Source organism: candidate division KSB1 bacterium, from assembly GCA_022566355.1.
GTDB lineage: Bacteria > Zhuqueibacterota > JdFR-76 > JdFR-76 > DREG01 > JADFJB01.
Genome location: JADFJB010000010.1, coordinates 1 through 24,679, shown reverse-complemented (window position 1 = coordinate 24,679; position 24,679 = coordinate 1). Strand labels below are relative to the sequence as shown.

Below are 24,679 nucleotides of genomic sequence, written 5' to 3'. Positions count from 1 at the left end.
TTATTAACGAAGAAAACAAAGTTTTTCTTTAGACTTTTATTAGTGTCCTTTATGTTCTTCGTATTTGAATAAGATGTACGGATTAAATTAGAAACGGAGAAGATATGTCTGGAGATTGGTCACGAAATCAGAAAATAGCAAATAATATATTCGAAACAATAGGTCAGACACCCCTTCTTAAACTGAATCGAATTCCGCAACAGGAAAATATCAACACCACTATTCTGGTAAAATTGGAATGGTTTAGTCCGAGTGGGAGTTTGAAAGATCGTATTTATTATCACATGTTCGAAAAAGCGGAAGAAAGGGGAGAACTGAAACCAGGAATGACCGTTCTTGAATGCTCCACAGGTAATGCCGGAATTGGCTGTTCTTTTGTATCTGCGGTAAAAGGCTATCCATGCATCATCATAATGCCGTCAGGAATGTCCGAAGAACGCAAAAAGTTAGATCGTGCTTATGGAGCAGAAGTCATTGAAACACCTGGCGGAGAAAGTGATGTTGACCTTGCTTTAGCTAAATTGGAGGAGGTCCGAAGCCAGGATCCACAAAAATATTGGGTACCGGCTCAATTTGATAATCCTAATAACATAGATGCACATTATCTCACAACTGGCCCTGAAATCTGGCAACAAACGAGCGGTGAATTTGATGCATTTATTGCAACCCAAGGGACTGGCGGCACGATTTCGGGTGTCGGAAAATATTTTCGCGAACGTAATCCTGCCGTACAATTATTTGCTATTGAACCTGCCGAGTGTCCCTTGTTATCGAAGAGAGAGTGGGGCCCGCATGGAATCGAAGGAATTGGCGATGGCTTCATTCCAAAAAATTTAAATGTCGGTATCCTAAATGGAATAATAACAACCACAACAGAAGAAGCAATGGAAATGGCTCGCAGGCTATCACGTTCTGAAGGCGTATTTTGCGGCATTTCCTCAGGAAGTAATATTGCGGCAGCCATGAAACTAGCGAAAAAACATCCCGAGATGGAAACTATAGTCACAATGATTAATGATACAGGTCAGCGCTATTTCTCAACCGAGCTGTGTGGCGAGGTAAAAGAAGTTGAAATTCCTGAACGTGAACATCCTATGGATGATTATACCATAACTGAGTTAGATAAATACCAGCATACATGGGAATTGATTGGATAAAAAAATAACCAAAGATCACAATACAAAATTTGAATAATCACAAAAACAAGTATTCGACGTTTTAAACTGTAAATTAGCTGAAATTTAGTTTTGAATTTTGAAAATATGTGATTTGAAAATTAATTAAAACTTGGTTAATTCATAAATTCCAGTTTTATACATAAATCATACTTAGTTGTCATCCCGACAGCCTGCATGACGGGATCTTGTTAGATATGATCGAAAAGGCTCATAAGTGAGTATAGAATAAAGGGCCAAATAGGTCCCTCCTGGATGACAGTAACGATACTTATGAATTTCGAGATTAATCAACGGTTAAAGAATTATTATTTATTGGAATATTTATGAATTATGATTTTCTGAAATTAGCAAAAGAACTTGAACAAGATTGTCTGAACTTTCTCCTAGAGCTAATAGCCATAAAATCCATGTGTAGTGAAGAAAAAAATGTGATTCAGCGTATCAATCAAGAAATGGAAAAGTTAGAGTACGATGATATAACAATCGATCCTATGGGCAATATTTTGGGACGGGTTGGCAATGGTCCAATAAAGATTGCTCTGGATGCTCACGTAGACACGGTGGATGTGGGCAATCTATCGCTGTGGGAAACCGATCCTTTCAAGGGTGTGATTAAAAACAGGATTGTTTATGGCCGTGGTGCTGGTGATATGAAAGGTGCACTAGCATCGATTGTTTATGCTGGAGGATTGATCAAAAAATTGGGACTAACTGATGGCATTTCTTTATATATAACTGGAACCGTGATGGAAGAAGATTGCGATGGTTTGTGCTGGCAGTATATCGCTAAAGAAGATAAATTACGCCCGGATTGTGTGGTGATTGCCGAACCAACCAATTTAAATATACATCGCGGTCAGCGTGGCCGCATGGACATTCAGGTGGTCACAAAAGGAATTTCGTCTCATGGCGCCATGCCGGAAAGGGGAGTGAATGCCATCTACAAGATGGCGCCTATTATTGCCGATGTCGAACAATTAAACCATCGATTAAAACAGGATGAATTTCTTGGCAAAGGCACTATAACAATCTCTCAGATTCGATCTACGTCTCCTTCATTAAACGCGGTAGCAGATGGCGCTACTATCCACATTGACAGGAGACTTACAGCAGGAGAAACCCTCGAATCTGCACTAAACGAAATAAAGTCCTTACCGAGTGTTCAACAAGCTGAGGCCGAAGTCATAGTCCCGGTTTACGATACGCCCAGTTATACCGGTTTAAAATATCCGACAAAAAAATATTTTCCAACCTGGGTCATCGAGGAAGATCATTATGCAATTCAATCCGGGGTGAAAGCGTACCAGCAGGTTTTTGGTGATCATCCAATTGTCGATAAATGGAATTTTAGTACAAATGGTGTGGCAACAATGGGAATGCTTGAAATTCCAACGATCGGCTTTGGGCCGGGAAATGAAATTTACGCCCATTCACCACAAGACCAGGTTCCAGTGGATCATTTACACAAAGCAATCGCATTTTATACTGCTTTCCCACAACACTTTAAAAATGAAAAGGAAGAGTTAGAATGACAGAAGAATTACGGGGCAAAGATTTTATCTCAACACAGGATTGGACTAAAGAAGAAATAGAAATTGCTCTTGAAACAGCAATTGAATTGAAGGAAAAATTCCGAAAGGGCGAACCGCATAAATTATTATCGGACAAGACGCTCTTTATGCTCTTTTTTGACAAATCTACCCGAACCAGAAATTCGTTCGAAGCAGGTTTAACCCAGCTTGGGGGTCACGCTCACTTTATTGATTCAGAAACATCACAAATTGCCCATGGGGAAAGTCCAAAAGATACTGGCATTATTATGTCAAGTTATGGACACGGTATTGCAATTCGTCATGATTTGGTGCCTGGTGAAGGTAATGTATTTATGCGTGAAGTCGCCCAATGGGCAGAAAAACCCGTACTAAATATGCAGTGTGATATTGACCATCCTTTTCAAACACTGGCTGATTTAATGACGATCAGGGAGAGATTTGGCAATAATCTACGAGGCAGAAAAATTGCAATATCCTGGGCTTATGCACCCAGTTATGCCAAGCCCATGTCAGTTCCACAAGGCTTGATAATGCTCATGACACGCTTTGGACTTGATGTAACTTTAGCACATCCACCTGAATTTAAACTAATGGATTCGACTTTAAAACAGGCACAGGAAAATGCTGAAAAGTCCGGGGTTAAATTTGAAATCGTCGACAATATGGATGCAGCATTCGAAAACGCTGATATTGTATACCCGAAAAGCTGGGGAATTGAATCTCTCTTCCATAAACCTGAAAAGGCGTTAGAAATATCTAAAAAATACCGCAATTGGATTTGTGATGATAGAAGAATATCGATAGCAAGGGATGATGCTATTTACATGCATTGTTTGCCAGCAGATCGAGGCAATGAAGTAACTGATGAGGTAATCGATGGGTCGCATTCTGTTATATACCAGGAAGCCGAAAACCGATTACATACATGCAAGGCAATTATGGCTTTGACCATGTGATTCCGGGATATTTTTTATAACTAGGCATGACAGTAAATGTGTATTTGGGAATATGAAAACCCTGATCAAAAACGGAAACATTGTCACTCCACAAAAGAGTTATTACTCAGAAATATTGATTGAGGATGAAAAAATTAAAGAGATCATTGATTGTTATACTGGAGATTACGATCGCGTTATTGATGCCCAAGGAAAATATATTCTTCCTGGCATAATTGATGCTCACACCCACATGGGTATTCCAATTATGGGCACCTGGTCTTCGGATGATTTTGAATCGGGTTCCATAGCTGCAGCATTTGGAGGCGTGACTACAATCATAGATTTTACGGTTCAGAAAAAAGGCCAATCATTACCTGATTCGCTTCGAGAGAGGATGAAATTAGCCGAAGGCAAATCTTATGTCGATTACACATTCCATTGTAATGTAACGGATTTTACAGAGACAACTACCAGTGAAATGGAATCCGTTTTAGATATGGGGGTTTGCAGCTTTAAGACATTTATGGCTTACAAACAGGCAGGGATGATGTTGCGAGATGATCAACTCTTGCAAGTTTATGCAAAAGCAGCAGCATTGGATGCGATTGCAATGCTCCACGCTGAGAACGGTGATCTTATTGATTTTGTGACCGATCGGTTAATCAGTGCGGGCAAAGAAACAGCTAAAAATTACCCCAATAGCAGGCCAGTTGAAAGCGAGATCGAAGCTGTGCATCGAGGGATTTTTTTAGCGGAAGCTACAGGAGTTACGTTATACATTGTGCACTTAACTTCGGGCGGAGCATTGCAGCTTATTCATCAAGCTCAGAAAAAAGGACTTACCATAATTGCAGAAACCTGTCCACAGTACTTGCTTTTTAATCGTGATATTTATGAAGGAGAAGAAGGCCATTGTTTTATTGCCAGTCCTCCTTTCCGTGAAAAAAGTGATTGTGATTATCTCTGGCAAGGCATACAAAAAGGATGGATCAGTACAGTCGGAACAGACCATTGCCCTTTTACTCGGGAACAAAAATATAGTGGGTTGGGAAAATTTCATACGACTCCTAATGGTCTGCCAGGCGTGGAGACATTATTAACTTTATTATATAGTGAAGGTGTACGAAAAAAACGGTTGACGATCAATAAACTAATAGAAGTATTGTGTGAGAATCCTGCTCGAACATTTAAATTATATCCGCAGAAGGGTTGTATTCGCGAAGGATCGGATGCAGATCTGGTTATTTTTGATCCACTGAAGGAAACAACTTTGAGTGCTTCCACATTGCACAGTAATACAGATTGGTCGCCTTATGAAGGATGGGAGGTTACAGGCGCTCCTAGTCATGTTTTTTTAAGAGGGCAGGAGATTGTGAGAGATGAAGAAATAACAACAACAAATTTAACGGGGAAATATTTATCATGCTAGAACTGACAGAAAAGATATGAAAAGATTAAACCTCTCAGGTTTTTAAAACCTGAGAGGTTTGCTTTCCAGCAAAAACCGACTTTTTTCGAGCGAAGCTGCTTCTTTTTATCCATCCTTATTTAATTTTATTTCATCAATGAAAATAATTTTGTAACTTAGAAAGTCGGTTTTTAAATTCTCAACGAATCGTAGGAAAATGAAGAAAAAAAGCAGTTACGCAAAATTAGGCCTAAAGGCATTGAAGCGTGCCGACGCAAAAGTTTATGAAGATGCAAGAAAGAACAATTATAAAATTCCGATTTGGGAAAATGGGCGGATTGTGTTTGTAACCCAGGAAAAGAATCTTGAGCAAAAACATTCATTAGATTCGCAATAATCTGATTTTTGGATAATTTACTGTCTATTAATGTAATTTAAAGAAATCAGACGATAAACTAATCATTTTCGATTTACATTATGAGATTGTGATAAGTACATCGAAATTACATAGTAATACAAATTGATATCCTTATGAAGAGTGGGAGGTGATAGGCACTCCTGATCAAGTATTTTAAAGAAGGAAGGAAATTGTTTGTGGGAAACGGACTAAGTTTCTCGCGGGCCTTGAGCGCATGATCAAAGGGCCATCCATTACCTTCCCTCAACTTTAATCCTCGCTATTATTCCTTGACAAAACTACACTAAGAACATATACTTATCATATTTGTTAAGAATATATGCTTAGTAATAATAGTTATGGACCTCATTAAACTAAAAGCTCTTGAAAAGAAATTATTTTTCCGTTCAGAGGATGTGGCCGGCCTTTTTCAAATACAGACTAAATCGGCCCATGTTCTTTTAAGTCGGTATGTTAATAAAGGTATCTTTATTCGACTGAAAAATAATTTCTATGTTTTAGCCAATCGTTGGGAGAGCTACACACGCGAAGACTTTTACCGGATCGGTAACTTTCTGCAAGTTCCCTCCTATTTCTCCCTTTTATCGGCGCTCTCTTTTTATGAAGTTACCACCCAGGTTCCCCAGGGGTTTTTTGAAAGCGTTTGTCTCAAGAGGACGGTTTCTTATGAGGTCGATGGCGTTACCTTTAACTTTATGAAACTTAAAAATTCCTACTATTTTGATTTTAAAAAGAAAAATAATATCTTCATGGCCACCAAAGAAAAAGCTTTTGTGGATTCTATTTATTTATTTTCTTTCGGAAAATATAAGCTGGATCTAACCGCAATAGATTTAGCAAAGCTTGATATGGAAAGGGTGAATAAGCTGATCGCAGTTTTTCCGGAAAAAACAAAAAAGGTTGTCCGGAGATTATGCGGGATTTAATTAAGCAGGAACAATTTGAGCTTGAGGTTTTGGAAAATTTAACGAACCGGAAACTTTTGAATGGTTTCGTATTTACCGGCGGAACCATGCTTCGTCTTTGTTTTGGGCTTAACCGATATTCGGTAGATTTGGATTTTTGGACAATTAAGGATATAGATTTTGATCGCCGATTCGCTGAGATGAACATTTTCTTACAGAAAATATACCAGGTAAAGGATGCCGATTTAAAGAAATGTACACTGCTTTTTGAAGTTCGATCTTCCCATTATCCCAGGAATCTCAAGATCGAAATCAGGAGAGAATTAAAAAATAGAGATACTGAGGAAGCGATTGCATATAGCGCTCATTCGAATCGGCAAATCCTGCTAAGGGTAGCTTCACTGCCTGAAATGATGCGGGCTAAAGTTGCCGCTTTGATAGATCGCAACGAAATTCGCGATGCTTTTGATATCGAATTTTTGCTGAAAAAAGGCATTCCTATACCCAATGATAAAAAGTTACTAGAAGGGATGCTTTTGGAAATTCATAAATTTATAAAAACGGATACCACTTCAAAACTTGGGTTAATACTAGAGGGTGAACAACGAAAGTTTTATGTAAGTGAGAATTTTAAAATATTGAAGTTAGCTATTAAAGAGAAACTTATAGAGTTTGGGGCGAATCCAACCTAGAAATCTAGAACATTTGTCATTTAGAGAGATCTATTGACTTACCTGGATTATTCACAAACCTAATCTTAATAGCAAGCTGTCTGAGTACAAAAAAAATGTCATTCCCGAATGTTTACCCGCTAAAAACATGCGGGTACAAGTTTATCGGGAATCTTGCTATTTTAGCAAGCATCAGACTGGACTCCGGATTAAACTTGTGTCCGCGTTCTTACCTGCTAAAATCATGTGGGCACAAGTTTATTGGGTAGCATATAGTAAGTGAAAAAGCCGGTTCTCGGATAGCCTTGGACAGTGTTGGAGATAAAAGAAACGGTCTCCCACACTGGTTGGGGTTGTGGAAACCGCTGCGCTAATTTCGAAAATACGGCTTTGCTTTTTGGATAAACTTTTTGGTAGACGCTTTTTCTTTTTTGGCAGGGTTAACAAATTATACTGGATTTTTATACTGATAACCCTGTTTATCCTGTCAAAAAATGAACATCCAGATTAGTTAAAGTATTTTTTTTGCAACGTCATGAAATTATCCATACAAACCAGAAACTATAACATGGCGATCGGTTGCCTGATAAACAGATAGAAAATCCAAATTAGCTTCTTTTAACTGGTCCTTAATCTCATCAATTTCATAAGCTGCAAGAAATGAATTGAAATAATCTAACTTAAGAATCCAGGACTCTTCTCTTGCATATTTCTCTACCAGGTTCCTGGCAATTTGTTCATTGGCAGGTCTTATGAGATCCATGATGAAAATGGGTGTACTCCTATCGGCATAAGATTTAATCGTTGTCCAAAGATCTTGAGGATTTTTAAGATGATGTAATATACTGTTGCTGATAATAATATCATACTGATCTCTTGGAAGAGTAGCACCGGGGAGCAATCCATGGATCAACTTTACACGCTCCTGGATATCATATTTCTTTGATAATATTTCATGGCCGTAACGCAGCATAGCTTCTGAGCCGTCAACACCGTGCACGATACACTTTGGGAATGTTTTGGCAAATCGAAACGAAATATCTCCAGGTCCACAGCCAAGATCCAGGACATAACCTTTGTTATCTTCAGCGCCAAATTGTTTTATGAACTGTTCGATAAAACGTCTGTGTGGGTCTTCAAAGTCGGCTTCGGCATAAGCTTGCGCTTGCACGTCGTCTGTCATTAATTCTGGTTCAGGGGTTCTTTTCATTTCCATAAATCCTGATTTTTAGTTATTTATCTAAACATACAGATGTTGATTAAAATGTCAAGACAAACTTGTTTGTATTTGGGAGGAAAAGAAACTAATTTATCATTCAAAATTGAAACTCATCGATTAGGTTGAACTATGTGTACTATATTTTTTGATTTTGACTCCACATTGATTTCATGCGAAAGTCTTGAAGAGATCATAAAAACAAAGTTAGGTAATGAGTCAAAGACTATTGAAAAAATAAGCAAAATCACCCAAATGGGCATGGATGGCCAGATTAGTTTTATTGAATCTTTACAACGACGATTGGAATACATTTCTTTATCCAAATCGGATGTCGTACGATTTGGCAGACAAGCAGAGAAGTATATTACTGTAGGAATGCAAGAATTAATCCAAGATTTGCACAAGAAGAATGTTGATATTCATATTGTAAGCGGCGGATTCAAAGAGGCAATTTTCCCAGTAGCAGAGGTGCTAAATATATCTCCTGATAATATACATGCGGTTCAATTAATATGGGATTCACAGGGTAATTTTAAAGAGATAGATGATGATGACAAATTTAGCCAGTCAAAAGTTGAGGGAATCAAATCCGTTTCAAAAAATTGGCCGAAACCGAAAATAGCCATTGGAGACGGAAGTACTGATTTAGCTCTATTTGAGTATGGTTTGGTCGATCATTTTATTCTGTTCACTCAACATGTGCGGCGAAGTGAATTAATGATTAGATCTGCCAACGTTGCCGGCAATGTGAAAGAATTGGTGAAACTTTTGGAGCAGTGGGCATGAAAAACACTTTATCATTGAGTAAAGAGAAGATCAAAATAACTCTTCTGGAGGGGATCCATCCTTCGGCAGTAACCACTTTCGAAAATTATAATTATTATAAAATAGAGAGGTTTACCCATTCACCGGAGCCAGATGAATGGGTAGAAAAATACAAAGATACCCATATCCTTGGGATTCGTTCCCGGACGCAAATATCAACAAAGATTTTGCAGCAATTGCCCAAATTAATTGCAATCGGCTGTTTTTGTATTGGGACGGACCAAGTTGATTTGGAAGACGCCGCGCGTAAAGGTATTCCGGTTTTCAATGCGCCGCATTCTAATACTCGCTCAGTTGCAGAATTAGTGATTGGATTAACAATTATGCTTTTGCGCGAAATCTTTCCCAAAAGTTTTGCTGCCCATAATCACGAATGGCAAAAAACCATGAAACAAAGTTCCGAGGTTCGCGGCAAGACCATGGGAATCATTGGCTATGGTCATATAGGCTCGCAGGTTTCTGTACTGGCCGAATCCATGGGAATGCAAGTATTCTATTATGATATTCAAATCAAACTCCCACTCGGTAATGCAAAACAGGTAGATTCAATTGACCAGTTGTTATCCACTTCGGATATCGTTACCATCCATGTCTCTGAAAATGATACCAGCCGGAATTTGATGAATCGGGATCGAATCAAAAAAATGAAAAGAAGTGCTTGCCTGATTAATGCAAGCAGGGGCAGTATTGTTGATTTGGATTCATTGGCTGAAAGTCTAAAAAAGAAGCAACTTCAAGGCGCCGCCATTGATGTTTTTCCAAAAGAACCTGGCTCACAAACGGAAAAATTTGAGAGTCCGTTAATTGGTTTGCATAATGTGATTTTAACTCCCCATATTGGTGGATCAACCATGGAAGCCCAGAAGAATATAGGAATAGAGGTAGCGAATAAGCTTGTTTTATTCAGCGACCGGGGCGCCACAGAAGGGGCTGTTAATTTTCCGGGCGTCAAGTTACCGCCCAATGAAAACGCCCATCGAATCTTACATATTCATGAAAACAAACCGGGAATCTTGAAAGAGATTAATGAGAAGGTAGCGGAGAAGGGCATCAATATCCATGCGCAATATTTGGAAACAAATAATTCGATTGGCTATGTCGTTCTTGACATAGACCCTATGGTTTCAAAGCGTCACCTAAAATTATTAAGGCAAGAGATAACCGAAATCGACGGCACTATTCGAACTCGAATGTTATATTAGCCAAACGAAAAAATTTGCTAAGATTAAAAAAAATTCAAAGAATAAGTTGTCAATCATTCTAAAATAATTATACATTCAAGCGATTTTCACATATACAATTTACAATTCATTTCCAATAATCCAAAACGGGAGACCATCATGAAAAACAGCAAAAAATTATACTTATTTCTCATTTTCTTATTCGTTTTATCATCCAACCTATTTGCACAAGAAGGTTGGGAAATCCAGATCAATCAGCATGAATTTGATCGAGACTTCCTGATGGCATATGCATCCGATAAAAATGTCCAAGAACCGGAGAAGTTGAAAAAGCTGTTTTTAGGGACGAGTTTGAAAGAATTACTCACTTATGCGAAAGAGAATAAATTTTCCACGGGATTGGATAAAACCACGTTACGAGTTCAGGGTGATTATGCCAGGATGGATATAAACTCAGAAGGGCAAAATATGAGTATCGTGTTTAACCGGAAAACCGGCGACGTCACATTTTCCAGGCACGATCGCAAACAAAAAGCCACAACCAACAAAAAGAAGATGGAGGAAATGCGCAATAAAATGATGGGTGGAATGAAATCGCCGGCTGGAATGCCAAATATAAATATGGAAGAAATATTTAAAAACCTGCCTGCGGATAAACGAAAAGCAGCCATGGAAGCCTACAAGAAAGCGCAAGAAAGTGGTTTTACTTTGCCAGGTGCGGGAATGATGGGCGCTAAAAAATCAGATAGAAAAATCAAAGAGACCGGAAATAAAGCGAAAATCAATGGGTTCGCATCCGTTGAGTACTGGATTACCGAAGGAGATAAAACCATCTCTCTCTGGAATACTAAATCCCTGCCGGAGCTTACGAAATTATATCATGAAATTGCTGATGGTTTCGATCAAATGTTTAGTATGGGTTCTAAAAAAGATGACGATGATTTAAGCGATGAATTTCCGGATTCAATCCCGGTTGTTAAGAAAACCCTTCGTTTCAATATGTATGGGAACACGAATTTGAAAATTGAAGATATGGCATCAGTGATCCGGAAAAATATTAATAAGGAGGTATTTGTCGGATTTAGCGATTATAAAAAAGTGCCATTCATGAATTTGATGATGCCGTAAATGTAATTTATTACCGATGCCATCGTAAGGAGCGAAGGCATCGGTATTAGTTTTATTTCTTCATTATCTCTGTTGCAGCTACAATCTGCTCTGCAAAATTAGTTAAAACCTCAGCAACAATAGGGATCTGTTCTTCAACCTCTTGCCAGTTCCTTTGCTCAATGGCTTCACGAACTCCAGGTAAGGTTTTAACGCCATAGCCGGTATAAAAACCCGGTGCATAGATGTGGTGCTTAAACCAGGATCTTCGCGGCAATCCTTCTTTTCTTGTAAGAGTTCGTTCAGTTTGATAAAGGATTTTTCCTAATTCTTTTTGCTGATTTAAGCTCAAAGAATTCCCTGAATCCATCATATCCTTTAAAACTTGCTCGAAGTTGTCAGCCTTTGTTTTTAGATTAGAAAGAGCATTTTGCAGGGGTGCAAAATTAAAATAGGGGACGGCGTCCTTTTTATCCGGCATGACATATTGTTTTGTGGGATCATAAACAGCTTTGTAAATGCCATCGGTGATCATTGAATTTTCGCGCTCGGTATCGTCACGTAGTTTATCAGCAAGCTCGCTCACTTCTTTGATATAATTTGAAATGGTATCTGTAAAATTCTGAAAATCAAACGGCAGAATATCTGCGTTTGCCAGGCGGAGAACAGCGCGGCCGGCTGTTTTGGCAAGGGCGATTCCATATTCGAATTTTGGGTCGCCAAAACGGATGTAGTGGTCGAAAGAATCGTAGATGGAATGATATTCACCACCACGGTTTTCACCGCCATAACCGAGATTCAATGACGCGATCCCTAAATGCTGCAGGAAAGGTGTATAGTCAGAGCCAGAACCCAATGCGCCGATACGCAAGTCGGCTCTATTTTTTGCTTCACGACGTGATTCTGCACTACCCCTCATAATTCTTAGTGCACGAGCGCGTTTCAATACGCTGATGCCTTTTTGTGGATCCTCCACATCACGAGCGACCTGGTTAATAAATTTCTCCAGAGTATGGGAACCACTCATAAAAAGAAATCCGCGTCCATAGGAATCTGTGTTAATATAGACAACCGCTTTTTCCTTGAGTTCACTAGCATGATGTTCCACCCATTCGGTTGAACCCAACAAGCCAGGTTCTTCCGCATCCCAGGCGCAATAGATGATGGTTCGTTTTGGTTTCCAGCCGGACTTAACGAGACTTGCTACTCCCCTGGCTTCTTCCAGCATGGCAACCATACCGCTGGTTGGATCATCGGCGCCATTGACCCAGGCATCGTGGTGATTGCCGCGAATGATCCACTCATCCGGAAGCTCACTACCCATGATCCTGGCAATGACATCATAAGCAGGTTCGATATTCCAATTGAATTCGAGCTTAAGGTGCACTTTTGCCGGTCCTGGACCAATGTGGTAAGTAATAGGCAGCGCTCCACGCCAATTTGATGGAGCTACAGGTCCCTCCATAGCTTTCAAAAGCGGTAAAGCATCACTGTAGGAAATGGGAAGAACCGGTATTTTAACCAGGTTAGGTGCGTTTTTTCGTTCCAGGCGTTTGGCGTTTTTTGTGGCGCCAATACCGGGAGTTAAGGGGTCCCCCGGGTAAAGGGGCATATCTTCCACAGAACCTCGCTGGACTCCATGTTCATTTTTGAAGGAGCCTTTCGGATAAACATCGCCCTGGTAATAACCATCATTTATCGGATCCGAATACAAAATGCAACCGATAGCGCCTTTTTCAGCGGCCACTTTGGGTTTAATCCCACGCCAGGAACCGCCATAGCGGGCAATCACAATTTTGCCTTTCACGTCGATGCCGAACCGTTCCAATTCCTCATAATCTGCAGTAATGCCATAATTGACATAAACCAATTCTCCGGTAATATCACCGTCCGGAGAATAAGCATTATAGCTCGGCAATTGCTCATCAACCTGTCCGGATGTAGCATCTTCTTTCAGTTCGGGTTCGAACAAAGCAGCTTTATAATGGGTGGGTTCTATCATTTCTAAAAGTCGGAGTTTTGGGGTAGGGAAGAGGACATGGAAAACTTCAATCTCTGTTTCATAACCCCAGGATTCAAACAACGATGCAATCATTTCAGCATTACGTTTACCGTGTGGAGAACCTACATGATGAGGGTGGGCTGATAATTGCTTCATCCAATTGCGTAGATTGTCACTTTTTAAATTGGCATCGAATTTAGCTTCGAGTTGGCGTTGAGCTTTGGATTGATCTGCCGTAAATCCTAACAATGGTTTGTCGGATTGTGACAAAGTAGGTGAAGTAAAAAAAATCATCGTAACAAATAGCAAAATCATTTTTCTTAAGTCCATGATGACCTCCGGATAAATAATTAGAATTACTTTTTTCTTATTCCTTTATCAAGTTCCTAACTTCAGCCCGAATGGATTCCTGTACTTGTATAATATGGTCGACTTCTTTGTATGTAGTTCGAGGCCAGAAGAATCCTTTCAGACCATCGCCTTTGGTTCTTGGTACAATATGAACATGAAGATGAGGAACGCTCTGGCTAACAGTATTGTTCATCGCTACAAATGTTCCCTGTGATTTCATCGCTAATTGAACCGCCCTGGAAAGAAGCTGGGCAGCCACGAAAAACTCAGGTACAAGAGCGGTTGGTAAGTCTGGCAAAGTAACGTAATGAGACCTCGGTGCTAGCAGAATGTGTCCTGGAAATAACGGCCTGTGGTCTAGAAATGCTACGGATGTATCGTCTTCGTAGACGAAGGCTGCATTGATTTCACCTTTTACGATATCACAAAATGTACACTGAGACATAGAAAGATCGGTATTTAGTTACCCCAGGATGAAGCAATTGCTTGTAATCTCTTTTGAATATCGACTTCCGACATCCATCGTCCACGAATCATAACACCAACCCGTTTTTTGACATTGGCAATATTGTCTAATGGATTTTCATTAACAAGTATTAAATCTGCTCGCTTGCCAACAGCTATGGTTCCGAACGAATCATAACGCTGGAAATAATCGCCTACATTTTTGGTGCCGGATTTCAAAATCTCATAAGGTGTTAATCCAGATTCAGACATCGCCGCCATTTCATTATGCAGTGAAAATCCTGGCACACTAAAAATTTGCGGTGAATCGGTGCCCATCAAAATACCAACGCCGCCATCATTTAACGCCTTCAAAAGTGTCCTGCGATTTTTATCCCATTGTTCTGCACGGGAAGGATTTTCCTTTCTGCGTTCGGCCGCACGACCCTGGCGAGTGCCCCAGCTTTTTACGCCTTCCACTCCAGGTCGAGATTCCTGTGGCCAATATTTCAATTCTGCAAGTTTGCTCAAATCTTCTGCATCTTCTAAACCGATGATGCCTATCCGCCAGAGCACAAGCGTAGGAACCACCCAGGCATTTGCACTTTTTGTAAGTTGAACGATATGTTGTAAACGCGCATTTTCGATTGGTTTGTCAAACGCGTCAAGAAATTGGATAAAACCATCCAGGTGGTCGAAGGTTTCCTGTCCCATTTGTATCGCATGCAGCAAACCAACATCCGCTGGAACATGACCGCCAAAACGAATGCCGACTTCAGCGGCAGTAGTGGCAATTGCGTCGTACTGATCGAGGGTTAGACCCGGATGAATTTTGAGTAAATCCCAACCTTCGGCCTTTTGATCTCGAACCCGTTGTGCACCCTGTTCCGAAGATTCTACAGTGCGATTATTAAAGCTTGGACCGGCTAAATAAAGAGTAGGTGCAAATAACTTCCCACTATTGGTTTTGGTTTTTAGCTCTAATTGATTGGGTTGCCCCAACATCCCTCTCACAGTAGTTACCCCATTTGCGGCATAAAGAAAAAGAACTTTTTCGATATCTTCATCAGAGGCTCTAATTCCTGGTAAATGACCATGCATTTCAGCCAGACCCGGCAATAGGAATTTTCCACTTCCGTCAATTTGCAAAGCATTATCCGGAACTTTAACCGAATGACTTGGACCTAACTCGATAATACGATCAAAATGAACGACTACAGTTTGATTATTTAGGACGCGCTCTGCATCCATCGGGATCACATTGACGTTGACAAAAGCAATTTTATTTTCAGTTTTGCTTTGTTTTGCTCCTAGATTTGCAGTTGTGATTAACACACCAACACCCAAAATAATTGATATCGTATAGAAATAAATCATTCGTTTAAACATCGCATGCACTCCACTTTAACCAAAAGTTCTTGTAAAAGAATGATAGCCAGGGACCGGGTTTATTTTGATTTTTACTTCAAGCTTTTTTGACCAATCTTATGATGAAAAGCAAAACGACTACACCAACGAACGCCATGATTAAGGTACCGATCAATCCGTATACAAGCAATCCAATAAATTTGAACAATAACCAACCTAAAAATGCTCCTATGGTTCCTACAATCATGTTACCCAACATCCCAAAGCCTTTGCCTTTCATAACAACACCGGCTAACCATCCGGCAGCTAATCCAACTATCAAGAATAGTATAAGACTCATTTTTCCTCCAACGTAGAATTTCTTTGTTTTTTATAGTGAATTATGCGACCAATATGCAAAACAATTATTTGAATAGCAAGCTTCAAATTTCAGAGTATTGAATAATATATATGTTTCAAGTCATACAAACTCTCAAAATTAACAATTACTTGTTTTCTAATTGACTTTTTCCTAAAAAATCTTAAACTGTGTAATTGAACCATGACATGATTCATATCAAAATAGGTTAACTTGATTATAAAACTTTACGTGGGAGGGAAGTCTTATGTGTAATAAATTCAATAAAGAGAAAAAAATATCTTATCTGGCGTTAATCTTTCTATTTTCTGTTGTAATCCTTTTTCTTTCATCCTCTTTAAGTTTTTCACAAGAAACGTGGGGTGCGATTGAGGGAAGAATAACAAATCGCCAAACTGGCGAGAGATTAGCAGACGTGAATGTAACGATAGAAGGTACAACCCTGGGGGATGTTTCCGATCGAAGGGGTCACTATTTGATCATGAGAATTCCCACCGGAAAACATACCTTGATAGTTCGGTTAATCGGTTACAAAGAATTTAAGAAAGAAATTCGTATTCGTGATGGCAAAGTTGAGAGGGTAGATGCTAAATTGGATGCGACAGTAATAGGTACGCCTGAAGTTATTGTGGAGGCGAAACGTAACCGTATACCGGAGTTAACACTCAGACCTGCGGAAATTGAAATAAGTCCGCGCGCTATTGAGGTAATGCCAGGAGCATTAGAGGATGTTTTGCGAGGGTTACAGGCGCTCCCGGGAGTTGTGGCAACAAGCGATTTTTCCACGCAAATTATCGTACGCGGCGGTACAACGGATCAGAACCTTTTCTTATTTGAAGGCATCGAACTTTATAATCCCTATCGGAAAACCGGAATTGCAAGTTTATTTAATCCAAGCATTGTTGAAGACATTCAGCTATACACCGGGGCATTCCCGGCAATTTTTGGTGATCGGTTGTCTTCAGTATTAAATGTTACACTAAGAAATGGCTCGGCAACCAAAAAGCTTGGTGCTGAAGTCGGGGTAAATCTATCGACAGCAAATCTTTTATTCGAAGGAAAGACCGGTATTTTTGATGGAGGCTGGATCGTTTCCGGGCGGAAATCTTATTACGATCTTTTCTCCGAATCATTTGTGCAGGAAATTGGAATCGTGAACGATGTGGCGTTTCCCAAGTTCGAAGATCTACAGGGCAAAATATTTCTTCAACCTGCCAAAAACCACCGGGTTGAGTTTGTTGGCCTATATAGCCAGGATACAAAAGACTGGTTGAGACGAGAAGAGCTAGGCGAACAAGAATCAACCCCCGATAGCCCAAGTAATAAAGATAAAACTAAAAATGCTCTTTTTGGCGGTAAATGGATTTATTCACAGTCTTCCAAATATCAATTAAATCTGTTTGCGAATTGGTACCGAACGAATGGTACAGCCGATTTTGCCGAAGAGTTTGTTCCCGAAGAGGAAGAGAAAAGGATAGATTCATTTTTTCCACCGCCACCTGTCTTTGGAACAGGAGATACGATTTCTTTAAAATACAACCAGGATTTCAATTTCAATCGATATTCCTTCGGTATGTCTAACAGGATAGAATATGGGAATCACCAAGTACAATTAGGAATGGGTGTTGATTTATTGGAAAATTCATTTTCTTCGGAACTGGAGTTGAATGATTTTGGCCGATTTTTATTCGATGCGTTGGAATCTGCTCCCAATTGGATTGGGGCTATTGCAAATAATGTTGTGCAGGATAATTCTTATGATCGCTGGCATTCCTATTTGCAAGACCGGTGGACACAATTTAATGGGAAATTATTGGTTCAACCGGGTTTACGGTATGATCATTTCGGACTTTTGGATAATGGATTTTTATCACCCCGGTTCAGTATTTCATATCAATTGGATAGAAAAACAAAAGCGACTGCAGCTTGGGGAATATTTTATCAAAGCCCGGGATTCGAAAAAATGCTGGATATTGGAGAGTTAGTTGCACTCAATCGGTTTGATAGTCTAAATGGCTTGGAGCCAGAAAAAAGCAGCCATTATTTACTTAGTTTGAATCATACTATAAGCGATCAGTGGCGATTAAGAGTTGAAAGCTATTTCAAAGATTTTTCGGGATTGATCAGGCAAAAACCGGAAGAAATTACCGTATTTTTGCCACACTATTTATCCGGTTCACCTGCATACGGGAATTCATATGCCATCGTTGAAGAAACTGTTTTTTCGCCCAGTACTACTCCTGTTAATGATGCAAAAGGGAAAGCCTATGGCTTAGAATTCTTACTCGAGAAAAAAACAATTCGAGCATCTGATCCATGGAATGGCTGGATATCCTATTCATACTCAGATTCTAAGAGGGAGCAATTATTAGATGGCAAAAGAATCGAATTCCCATTTGATTTCAATCGTAAACACGCAGTGAATGTTGTAATGAACCGAAGAATCGGAAACAGTTTGCAAATCGGACTTACCTGGCGCTATGGCTCCGGATTTCCGTACACACCGCCGAGTAAATTATCCCCTTTGGTAGGAAAAGCTACGAATCCATTTGATCCAAACGAAATTATTAATTTTGTCTTAACAGATCCTGAGACCGGTTTCGCCCGGTTTATCCCAATCTTCGAGTCTATCGACAATGTCAATTCTGCTAACTTGCCGGATTATCACCGGCTTGATTTGAGAATTTCTTATGGAGCCAAACTGAAGACCGGTTCCTGGGAAATTTACCTGGATCTGATTAATGTGTATAACCGAAAGAATGTATTTCAGTATCGTTATATCACCCGGTTTGAAGATCTTTTTGAAAATCTACCATCAGCATTGCACAATCCAAAGCCAGTGCTTTTCAGGCAACCGGTTTATATGTATCCATTTATTCCTTCATTAGGAATTAATGTTTCATTTTAGCCTATGAGTAATAGGGTCTTCAAGTTGATCTGTCTTCAATGCAAACTATAATTTATTTATTGAGGCACGCTGAAAGCGACACGAATGACGACAATATCTTCAAATCTATATTTAAATGTTATTTTTGTGCCATCCGGAGACCAGGCAGGATCATATTTATCCCCTTCAAGGCTGGATAATTTATAGGATTCTAACCCATTTATACTCACAATATAAATGTCCTGTTGATCCTCACTAATCGAAGTAAACGCAATTTTTGAACCATCCGGAGACCATCTCGGGTTGATATCATTGTCAGAATTTTGTGAAATATTTATTTGATCACTACCGTCGGCATTCATAACATAAATCTCTATATTCCCGTCCCGATCTGCCTGAAATACAATTTTGGAACCATCCGGTGACCAAAATCCATTGTTGTCATTGCCGGCAGATTTCGTCAGATTCGTTTGATCGGAACCATCGAGATTCATCAAATAAATCTCTTGATTGGCAAAACCATCCCGGTTTGTCGTAAATAATAGTTGGCTTCCGTGTGGAGAAAATTGGGCATAAAACTCATCATTGGAATCGTTGGTTAACCGGGCAAGGTTCGAGCCATCAACATCCATGCTATAGATTTCATAATTGTCATCACGGTTTGACCAGAAAACGATTTTTCGGCCATCCGGAGACCAGGGTGAAAAGTGCATAATATCATCACCGGGGTCCCGGGTTAAGTTTACCTGGCCGCTGCCATCCGGATTCATGCTATAAATTTCCCAATTGCCGTCTCTGTCAGAAATAAAAACAATTTTGCTGTCATCTGGAGACCAGGAAGGATAATGGTCTTGAGCATCATTTTGGGTTAATTGGATTTGCCCGCTGCCATCGGTATTCATGACATAGATTGCGAAGTCTCCATCGTTGTCCATCGCATAAGCGATCTTATTACTATCTGGTGACCAGGAAGGGCCGGAATCCCAGCCGGCATCTATCAAAAAGCGACCAACCAAGACAGTTATGGCGGTAACCAGGAATACACTTCCCAGTATGAAAAAAGTGACTTTTCGGAATTTATTTGGATGCATAAATTTTACCTTCAGTATAAAACATCGAAAACATGAAAAGAAAGTAAACGAATAAATCCCCTATAATTCAAAAGATAATGAGTTTGTGTGGGTTTATTTCATTTTTCTAACTTAATGTCGAAATTACAACGCCATATGCCATCATTGCCTTTTATGATTTCTTTAATTGAGTTAAAACGATCTTGCCGTTTATCTCTTGCAACGATCCTTTTTGCCAGGTAGGGATCACCAGCGAATCTTAACTCAAAATTTTGATTGGGATAACCTGGGCCGGAAACATTATAATGCACATGAGATGGTACGCGAGAATTTTGGACCAGGTCGGCAAGATTGTTGGCATTTGAATGGGTTTCTATTTGTAGTTCCAAAATGATTTTCTGATTGAAGTTTTTGACACTTTCTTAATATTAAATGATTGGATTTGTTGGAAGGTTTGAATGGAAATAGAATAAACCTCTCAGGTTTTAAAAACCTGAGAGGTTAGAGAATCAAGCCAAACATCACAAATATAATTCTCGAAATCTTTCAGGCTGTCCGATACCCCAAAAATGTCACCCCCGAATGATTTTATCGGGGGTCTGTTTGCATTTGCTAAACACAAAATGACTACTACTTAAACTTGTGCCTGTATTCTTACCCGTTAGAGGCGTACGAGCACAAGTTTAGTGGGCAGCATGCAGGAGTGACAAAACCTGTTCTCGGACAGCCTGTCGTTAATCGGTATCTACACGATTTGGTGCCTTTCAAGGTTCCTTGCAAAGACCTACAGAAATGACACCTTTTTACTAAAATTGATGCCATCACTTGCAGCGATGGCATCAATCATAATGTTCGATTTTACTCTATGGTCCACCTGGGAATCCTGCCAGGGGTCCAGGGTGCACCCGCATCCTCTAAATTCTGTTCAATATTTTTAAGGTCGACTTCAATCAGGGTCCGCAAGGCTCCGAGAAAAATTGTAAACTCCTCTGCGGCAATATTGTAAGCATCCTGGCTGGTTTGTGTCGGCGCTGATGAAGAGGACCATTGGGTGCGAACAATGCCTTGAACCCTGTTGTTAATGGATGGGGGAGAAGGTACTTGAAGGTCCCGGTTTACCGGATCTCCTGAAAGATCGAGGAGAAGATCTTTTAAGCGGTTCTCCAATGTCCGAATGTCTTTACCCAGTTTTAAATCAGCGCCAGGCGTATCCATGAACGCTTTTTTTAAATGATTGATTCGTGTCTGCGCTTCTCGTGCTGCCCGGCCAGCGCCGAGCACTGCTCGCTGCAATCGTGCTGTTTTCTTCTGAAATGCCAGCAACTCTTTTTTATCAGCAGCGGCAAGGGTTGCCGTTCCCAGGGACTTGGTGATGAATGATTGTGGAGTGCCCAGGGGAGTTTCTTCACCATCGACCATTTTAGATAATGCGACTTCGTAGGTACCCGGTAAACCCATTGGACCGGATGCACGTCTGCCAAATCCACGTGATTCTCCTGACCCAAGGCTGGTAGGATTGGCGGCTGGATAACGCAAATCCCACGCAACTCGATGAATGCCTGAACCGGTAGCTCCGGTTATTCGTCGTACAATATTACCATCCTGATCTCGAACTGTCAGAATAATCGTTGGTTTCTCTTCCCGCCGTTCCTGCCTGAATTGATCTCTGGTCGGATAAGGAGGTGCGCCGCCATCTTTCTCTGTTTTTTTCTCCATGTCCTGGCGTTTCTGTTTTTGGGTCTTTAGGCCCTCTTTTAAATAATAAGTAAAAATGGCCCCAAAAGGAGGGTTGGACGCGGTGTAATAGGACTCGCCCTGGAAAGATTTACCCCGGCCGCCAAGCGGAGAATCCTGCATATACATCCAGGGATCTTTCACCGGAAAAAGGGTTGCGTTTTGTTTTAACAAGTCAGGAGTGATATCACGTAATGGCTGGTAGTTGTCGAGGATGTAAAATCCGCGACCAAAAGTACCTGCTATTAGGTCATTTTCCCGTCTCTGGATATCCAGATCTCTCACTGCAATCGGTGGTAACCCACTTTTTAATTGATGCCAATCCCCGCCGCCATTTACAGTTACATAAACACTGAACTCCGTACCCACAAACAACAAATTCGATTTTACATGATCTTCTGCGATAGTATGCACCGAACCCCGTTCAGGCAGGTTACTGCTGATGGACCGCCATGATTTCCCTTTGTTATTGCTGACCAGGATGTAGGGTTTGAAATCACCGATTTTATGATTATCGAAGCTGGCATAAACCGTGTTCACATCGTGCAACGACGCTTCGATATCACTCACATAAATCATCTCCGGGATACCGGGGAATTTATCGATTTTACGCCAATTTTGACCGCCGTCTTCCGTAACCTGGATCAAGCCATCATCTGTGCCGGCATAGATCAAGCCTTCCTGAATTGTTGATTCAGATAATGAAACGATTGATCCGTAATGTGAAGTGGACGTATTCTTCGCCACGGCACCGGAACGTTGAACTTTACCCATAATGGTAAGTTGATTGCGGTCAATTTGGCGGCTCAAATCCGGGCTGACTGCTCGCCAGGAATTGCCGCGATCATCGGTGCGGTATAAAACATTCGATGCAAAATACACCCGGGTATTCAGGTGGGGGCTGATCAGGAGTGGGGAATTCCAGTTCCAACGCAGGGCAGGTTCACCTTTGCCTGGCTGCGGAACAATATTTATTCGTTCTCCGCTCCTTTTATCAAACCGCACCAGTCCGCCGTATTGACTCTGGGAATAAATAATATTGGGATCTTTAGGATCGATTTGGGTTTCGAAGCCATCCCCACCGCGAGTGACAAACCAATCGCCGTTGGTAATGCCATGGACATTGGTGGTTTGTGACGGGCCGCCCAAAGAATAATTGTCTTGCGTGCCGCCATAAACATTGTAAAAAGGAAAATCGTTGTCTACGGTAACCCTGTAAAATTGGGTGACCGGCAAATTGGCTTTAAAATGCCAGTTAGCGCCACGATCGAAACTTTCATAGATACCGCCATCGCAGCCAACCAAAAGATAATCGGTATTGTCCGGATCGATCCACATGGCATGATTATCTACATGCTTGGATTTTTCACCAAGCCTGCGAAAGTTCTTGCCACCGTCATCGGTAACCATATTGTATGTATCCAGAGAATATACACGATTGACTTCTTTGGGGTCGCAAACAATTTCCTGGTAATATTGCGGACTGCCGCTAACATAGCTGCTTTGTTTTTTCCAGTTGGCGCCGCGATCATTGGAGCGAAAAAACCCACCGCTTTTTCCCGAGGCCTCAATGATGGCATAAAGCACATTGGGATCGGCAGGGGAGATTGCCAATCCAATTCGGCCAACATCTCCTTTTGGCAATCCTTTGCTGAGTTTATTCCAGGATTCACCGCCATCTTCGGATTTGTAAATCGCAGATTCCGGACCGCCATCGATCAGGGTCCAGACCCGGCGACGCCGTTGGTAGGATGCGGCATACATGACATCCGGGTTGCGGGGGTCGTAAACCAAATCCGTAACGCCGGTATTCTCGCTAATGTCCAACACTTTTTTCCAGGTCTTTCCGCCATCGATGGTTTTATAGAGACCGCGATCGCCACCGGCGTTCCACAGCGGTCCCTGGGCGGCGACGAAAACCGTGTTCGAATTTCTGGGATCGACCACAATTTTGCCGATATGCTGGGAATCTTTCAATCCCATGTTTTTCCAGCTTTTACCACCATCGACAGATTTGTAAACGCCATCGCCGTACGAAACACTGCGCTGGCTGTTGTTCTCGCCAGAACCAACCCAAACAACCAGCGGATCGTTTTGATCGATAGTCACACAGCCTATGGAATAAGAACCCTGTTTGTCGAATACCGATTTCCAGGTTGTGCCGGAGTTTTCAGTTTTCCATACCCCGCCGGAAGATACGGCTGCAAAATAGATACTCTTATTTTGGGGATGTACGGCAATATCACCGATTCGACCGGAAGTAAGCGCTGGTCCGATGGAACGCCATTTAAGACCGGAAAAAGTCTTGCTGCTTATTTCCCCTGGATCTTTTTCCCCCTTTTTGTCGTCCTTTTGCGGACTGGCTAGTACTAACGCAACTAGGGCAAAGAGCCAAAAAATTGTGAATCCTTTTTTCATGACATCTTCCTCCGTTTTAAATATTTGATTAGATTGAATTAAAGTGACCAAATTGAAAATGCACAAGGTTAAAATACAAATCAAGGATTATTTTAGTATCAACCTAAAGAGAAGTTATTGGAACACTACAGAAACTTCACATCAGAAACTTTACATCGATTGAGTAAACCTAAGTGTTCTACTGTATGCGATTATGGCTTAGGTAGAAAAATAAATTATGATCGGCAAAACCATATCGCACTTTACCCTGTGAGATAAAAAATGCACGATTTCTTAAAAATAACGGGACTTAAGAGAGAACTTCAACATGTTGATAAATCTCCATCTTATCTCACTGGTAAACAAAATCCTTCTCCAAACTTGGCGACTACATTCGGAACTATATCCACAATCTGAGAAATCATCCATTCAAATATCCAACCAACGTCAAGAAATTCCTTGATTTTGGACTTATCAACTAGTACTATGCAATATCGCAGAAGTGGATATCCGTTGTTTACAAAGCCGAGGACACCAAGCTAACCAACGTCCAGATGGGCAAGAGATGGTCGATTCAATGAAACGAGCAAAGCTTACTACGCCTGGTGTTGTCGAATGGTTCGAGATGTGTTTTTGCCCAACACCTTTGCTGCATGAACGGAAGA

At 40.8% G+C, this 24,679-nt stretch carries 19 protein-coding genes; 11 read left to right on the top strand and 8 right to left on the bottom strand.

What is annotated here, in order from left to right:
- Positions 1–104 precede the first annotated feature (104 nt).
- The 7 genes from IIC38_03390 to IIC38_03360 all read left to right on the top strand — a co-directional run bounded on the left by IIC38_03390 (position 105) and on the right by IIC38_03360 (position 7,092).
- On the top strand, positions 105–1,157 hold the full coding sequence (locus tag IIC38_03390; protein MCH8124992.1) for a PLP-dependent cysteine synthase family protein: 1,053 nt from the start codon (positions 105–107) through the stop codon (positions 1,155–1,157).
- A 344-nt stretch (positions 1,158–1,501) separates the two neighbouring features.
- Positions 1,502–2,710: a YgeY family selenium metabolism-linked hydrolase gene (locus IIC38_03385; protein ID MCH8124991.1), complete on the top strand. Its 1,209-nt coding sequence runs from the start codon at positions 1,502–1,504 to the stop codon at positions 2,708–2,710.
- Positions 2,707–3,687 (top strand): ornithine carbamoyltransferase, encoded by a 981-nt coding sequence (locus IIC38_03380; GenBank protein ID MCH8124990.1) that lies wholly within the window; start codon positions 2,707–2,709, stop codon positions 3,685–3,687. Before IIC38_03385 ends, IIC38_03380 begins: the two co-directional genes overlap by 4 nt.
- A 52-nt stretch (positions 3,688–3,739) precedes the next feature.
- The gene (gene hydA / locus IIC38_03375; protein MCH8124989.1) at positions 3,740–5,098 is read left to right on the top strand and encodes a dihydropyrimidinase; all 1,359 of its coding nucleotides are present in this window, start codon (positions 3,740–3,742) and stop codon (positions 5,096–5,098) included.
- A gap of 196 nt (positions 5,099–5,294) precedes the next feature.
- Positions 5,295–5,474: a hypothetical protein gene (locus tag IIC38_03370; protein MCH8124988.1), complete on the top strand. Its 180-nt coding sequence runs from the start codon at positions 5,295–5,297 to the stop codon at positions 5,472–5,474.
- Between the two features lie 359 nt (positions 5,475–5,833).
- Positions 5,834–6,421, top strand: coding sequence for a hypothetical protein (locus IIC38_03365; protein ID MCH8124987.1), 588 nt, complete (start codon positions 5,834–5,836; stop codon positions 6,419–6,421).
- The gene (locus tag IIC38_03360; GenBank protein MCH8124986.1) at positions 6,409–7,092 is read left to right on the top strand and encodes a nucleotidyl transferase AbiEii/AbiGii toxin family protein; all 684 of its coding nucleotides are present in this window, start codon (positions 6,409–6,411) and stop codon (positions 7,090–7,092) included. Before IIC38_03365 ends, IIC38_03360 begins: the two co-directional genes overlap by 13 nt.
- Positions 7,093–7,612: 520 nt before the next feature.
- Here the strand turns inward: IIC38_03360 and IIC38_03355 are convergent.
- Positions 7,613–8,281, bottom strand: a complete 669-nt coding sequence (locus IIC38_03355; GenBank protein MCH8124985.1) for a class I SAM-dependent methyltransferase — start codon at positions 8,279–8,281, stop codon at positions 7,613–7,615.
- Between the two features lie 138 nt (positions 8,282–8,419).
- Between IIC38_03355 and IIC38_03350 the strand changes: the two genes are divergently transcribed.
- The 3 genes from IIC38_03350 to IIC38_03340 all read left to right on the top strand — a co-directional run bounded on the left by IIC38_03350 (position 8,420) and on the right by IIC38_03340 (position 11,424).
- Positions 8,420–9,076: an HAD-IB family phosphatase gene (locus IIC38_03350; GenBank protein MCH8124984.1), complete on the top strand. Its 657-nt coding sequence runs from the start codon at positions 8,420–8,422 to the stop codon at positions 9,074–9,076.
- Complete coding sequence (gene serA / locus IIC38_03345; protein MCH8124983.1) at positions 9,073–10,317, top strand: phosphoglycerate dehydrogenase; 1,245 nt, start codon at positions 9,073–9,075, stop codon at positions 10,315–10,317. The genes IIC38_03350 and serA overlap by 4 nt, the downstream gene beginning before the upstream one ends.
- 138 nt (positions 10,318–10,455) lie before the next feature.
- On the top strand, positions 10,456–11,424 hold the full coding sequence (locus tag IIC38_03340) for a hypothetical protein (GenBank protein MCH8124982.1): 969 nt from the start codon (positions 10,456–10,458) through the stop codon (positions 11,422–11,424).
- Between the two features lie 52 nt (positions 11,425–11,476).
- Here IIC38_03340 and IIC38_03335 read toward each other — a convergent pair whose 3' ends face one another.
- From IIC38_03335 to IIC38_03320, 4 genes are all read right to left on the bottom strand, one after another.
- On the bottom strand, positions 11,477–13,720 hold the full coding sequence (locus IIC38_03335) for a M28 family peptidase (GenBank protein ID MCH8124981.1): 2,244 nt from the start codon (positions 13,718–13,720) through the stop codon (positions 11,477–11,479).
- Between the two features lie 52 nt (positions 13,721–13,772).
- On the bottom strand, positions 13,773–14,201 hold the full coding sequence (locus IIC38_03330) for an HIT family protein (protein MCH8124980.1): 429 nt from the start codon (positions 14,199–14,201) through the stop codon (positions 13,773–13,775).
- Positions 14,202–14,215: 14 nt separating this feature from the next.
- Positions 14,216–15,589 (bottom strand): amidohydrolase family protein, encoded by a 1,374-nt coding sequence (locus IIC38_03325; GenBank protein MCH8124979.1) that lies wholly within the window; start codon positions 15,587–15,589, stop codon positions 14,216–14,218.
- A gap of 76 nt (positions 15,590–15,665) precedes the next feature.
- Entirely contained in the window at positions 15,666–15,908 is a 243-nt protein-coding gene (locus IIC38_03320; protein ID MCH8124978.1) for a GlsB/YeaQ/YmgE family stress response membrane protein, read from the bottom strand.
- Positions 15,909–16,173: 265 nt separating this feature from the next.
- On the opposite strand from IIC38_03320, the gene IIC38_03315 reads away from it, so the two are divergent.
- The gene (locus IIC38_03315) at positions 16,174–18,834 is read left to right on the top strand and encodes a TonB-dependent receptor (protein MCH8124977.1); all 2,661 of its coding nucleotides are present in this window, start codon (positions 16,174–16,176) and stop codon (positions 18,832–18,834) included.
- A gap of 56 nt (positions 18,835–18,890) precedes the next feature.
- Here IIC38_03315 and IIC38_03310 read toward each other — a convergent pair whose 3' ends face one another.
- From IIC38_03310 to IIC38_03300, 3 genes are all read right to left on the bottom strand, one after another.
- A complete protein-coding gene (locus IIC38_03310; protein ID MCH8124976.1) occupies positions 18,891–19,904 on the bottom strand; it encodes a PD40 domain-containing protein in 1,014 nt (337 codons plus the stop codon).
- 98 nt (positions 19,905–20,002) lie between these two features.
- The gene (locus IIC38_03305; GenBank protein ID MCH8124975.1) at positions 20,003–20,272 is read right to left on the bottom strand and encodes a hypothetical protein; all 270 of its coding nucleotides are present in this window, start codon (positions 20,270–20,272) and stop codon (positions 20,003–20,005) included.
- Positions 20,273–20,741: 469 nt separating this feature from the next.
- Complete coding sequence (locus IIC38_03300) at positions 20,742–24,035, bottom strand: glycosyl hydrolase (protein MCH8124974.1); 3,294 nt, start codon at positions 24,033–24,035, stop codon at positions 20,742–20,744.
- Positions 24,036–24,679: the final 644 nt, after the last annotated feature.

What these genes read in the sequence shown, in the direction of transcription:
- IIC38_03390 (MCH8124992.1), top strand. Translation starts at nt 105, where the DNA reads ATGTCTGGAGATTGGTCACGAAATCAGAAAATAGCAAATAATATATTC.
- IIC38_03385 (MCH8124991.1), top strand. Translation starts at nt 1,502, where the DNA reads ATGAATTATGATTTTCTGAAATTAGCAAAAGAACTTGAACAAGATTGT.
- IIC38_03380 (MCH8124990.1), top strand. Translation starts at nt 2,707, where the DNA reads ATGACAGAAGAATTACGGGGCAAAGATTTTATCTCAACACAGGATTGG.
- hydA (MCH8124989.1), top strand. Translation starts at nt 3,740, where the DNA reads ATGAAAACCCTGATCAAAAACGGAAACATTGTCACTCCACAAAAGAGT.
- IIC38_03370 (MCH8124988.1), top strand. Translation starts at nt 5,295, where the DNA reads ATGAAGAAAAAAAGCAGTTACGCAAAATTAGGCCTAAAGGCATTGAAG.
- IIC38_03365 (MCH8124987.1), top strand. Translation starts at nt 5,834, where the DNA reads ATGGACCTCATTAAACTAAAAGCTCTTGAAAAGAAATTATTTTTCCGT.
- IIC38_03360 (MCH8124986.1), top strand. Translation starts at nt 6,409, where the DNA reads ATGCGGGATTTAATTAAGCAGGAACAATTTGAGCTTGAGGTTTTGGAA.
- IIC38_03355 (MCH8124985.1), bottom strand. Translation starts at nt 8,281, where the DNA reads ATGAAAAGAACCCCTGAACCAGAATTAATGACAGACGACGTGCAAGCG.
- IIC38_03350 (MCH8124984.1), top strand. Translation starts at nt 8,420, where the DNA reads ATGTGTACTATATTTTTTGATTTTGACTCCACATTGATTTCATGCGAA.
- serA (MCH8124983.1), top strand. Translation starts at nt 9,073, where the DNA reads ATGAAAAACACTTTATCATTGAGTAAAGAGAAGATCAAAATAACTCTT.
- IIC38_03340 (MCH8124982.1), top strand. Translation starts at nt 10,456, where the DNA reads ATGAAAAACAGCAAAAAATTATACTTATTTCTCATTTTCTTATTCGTT.
- IIC38_03335 (MCH8124981.1), bottom strand. Translation starts at nt 13,720, where the DNA reads ATGATTTTGCTATTTGTTACGATGATTTTTTTTACTTCACCTACTTTG.
- IIC38_03330 (MCH8124980.1), bottom strand. Translation starts at nt 14,201, where the DNA reads ATGTCTCAGTGTACATTTTGTGATATCGTAAAAGGTGAAATCAATGCA.
- IIC38_03325 (MCH8124979.1), bottom strand. Translation starts at nt 15,589, where the DNA reads ATGTTTAAACGAATGATTTATTTCTATACGATATCAATTATTTTGGGT.
- IIC38_03320 (MCH8124978.1), bottom strand. Translation starts at nt 15,908, where the DNA reads ATGAGTCTTATACTATTCTTGATAGTTGGATTAGCTGCCGGATGGTTA.
- IIC38_03315 (MCH8124977.1), top strand. Translation starts at nt 16,174, where the DNA reads ATGTGTAATAAATTCAATAAAGAGAAAAAAATATCTTATCTGGCGTTA.
- IIC38_03310 (MCH8124976.1), bottom strand. Translation starts at nt 19,904, where the DNA reads ATGCATCCAAATAAATTCCGAAAAGTCACTTTTTTCATACTGGGAAGT.
- IIC38_03300 (MCH8124974.1), bottom strand. Translation starts at nt 24,035, where the DNA reads ATGAAAAAAGGATTCACAATTTTTTGGCTCTTTGCCCTAGTTGCGTTA.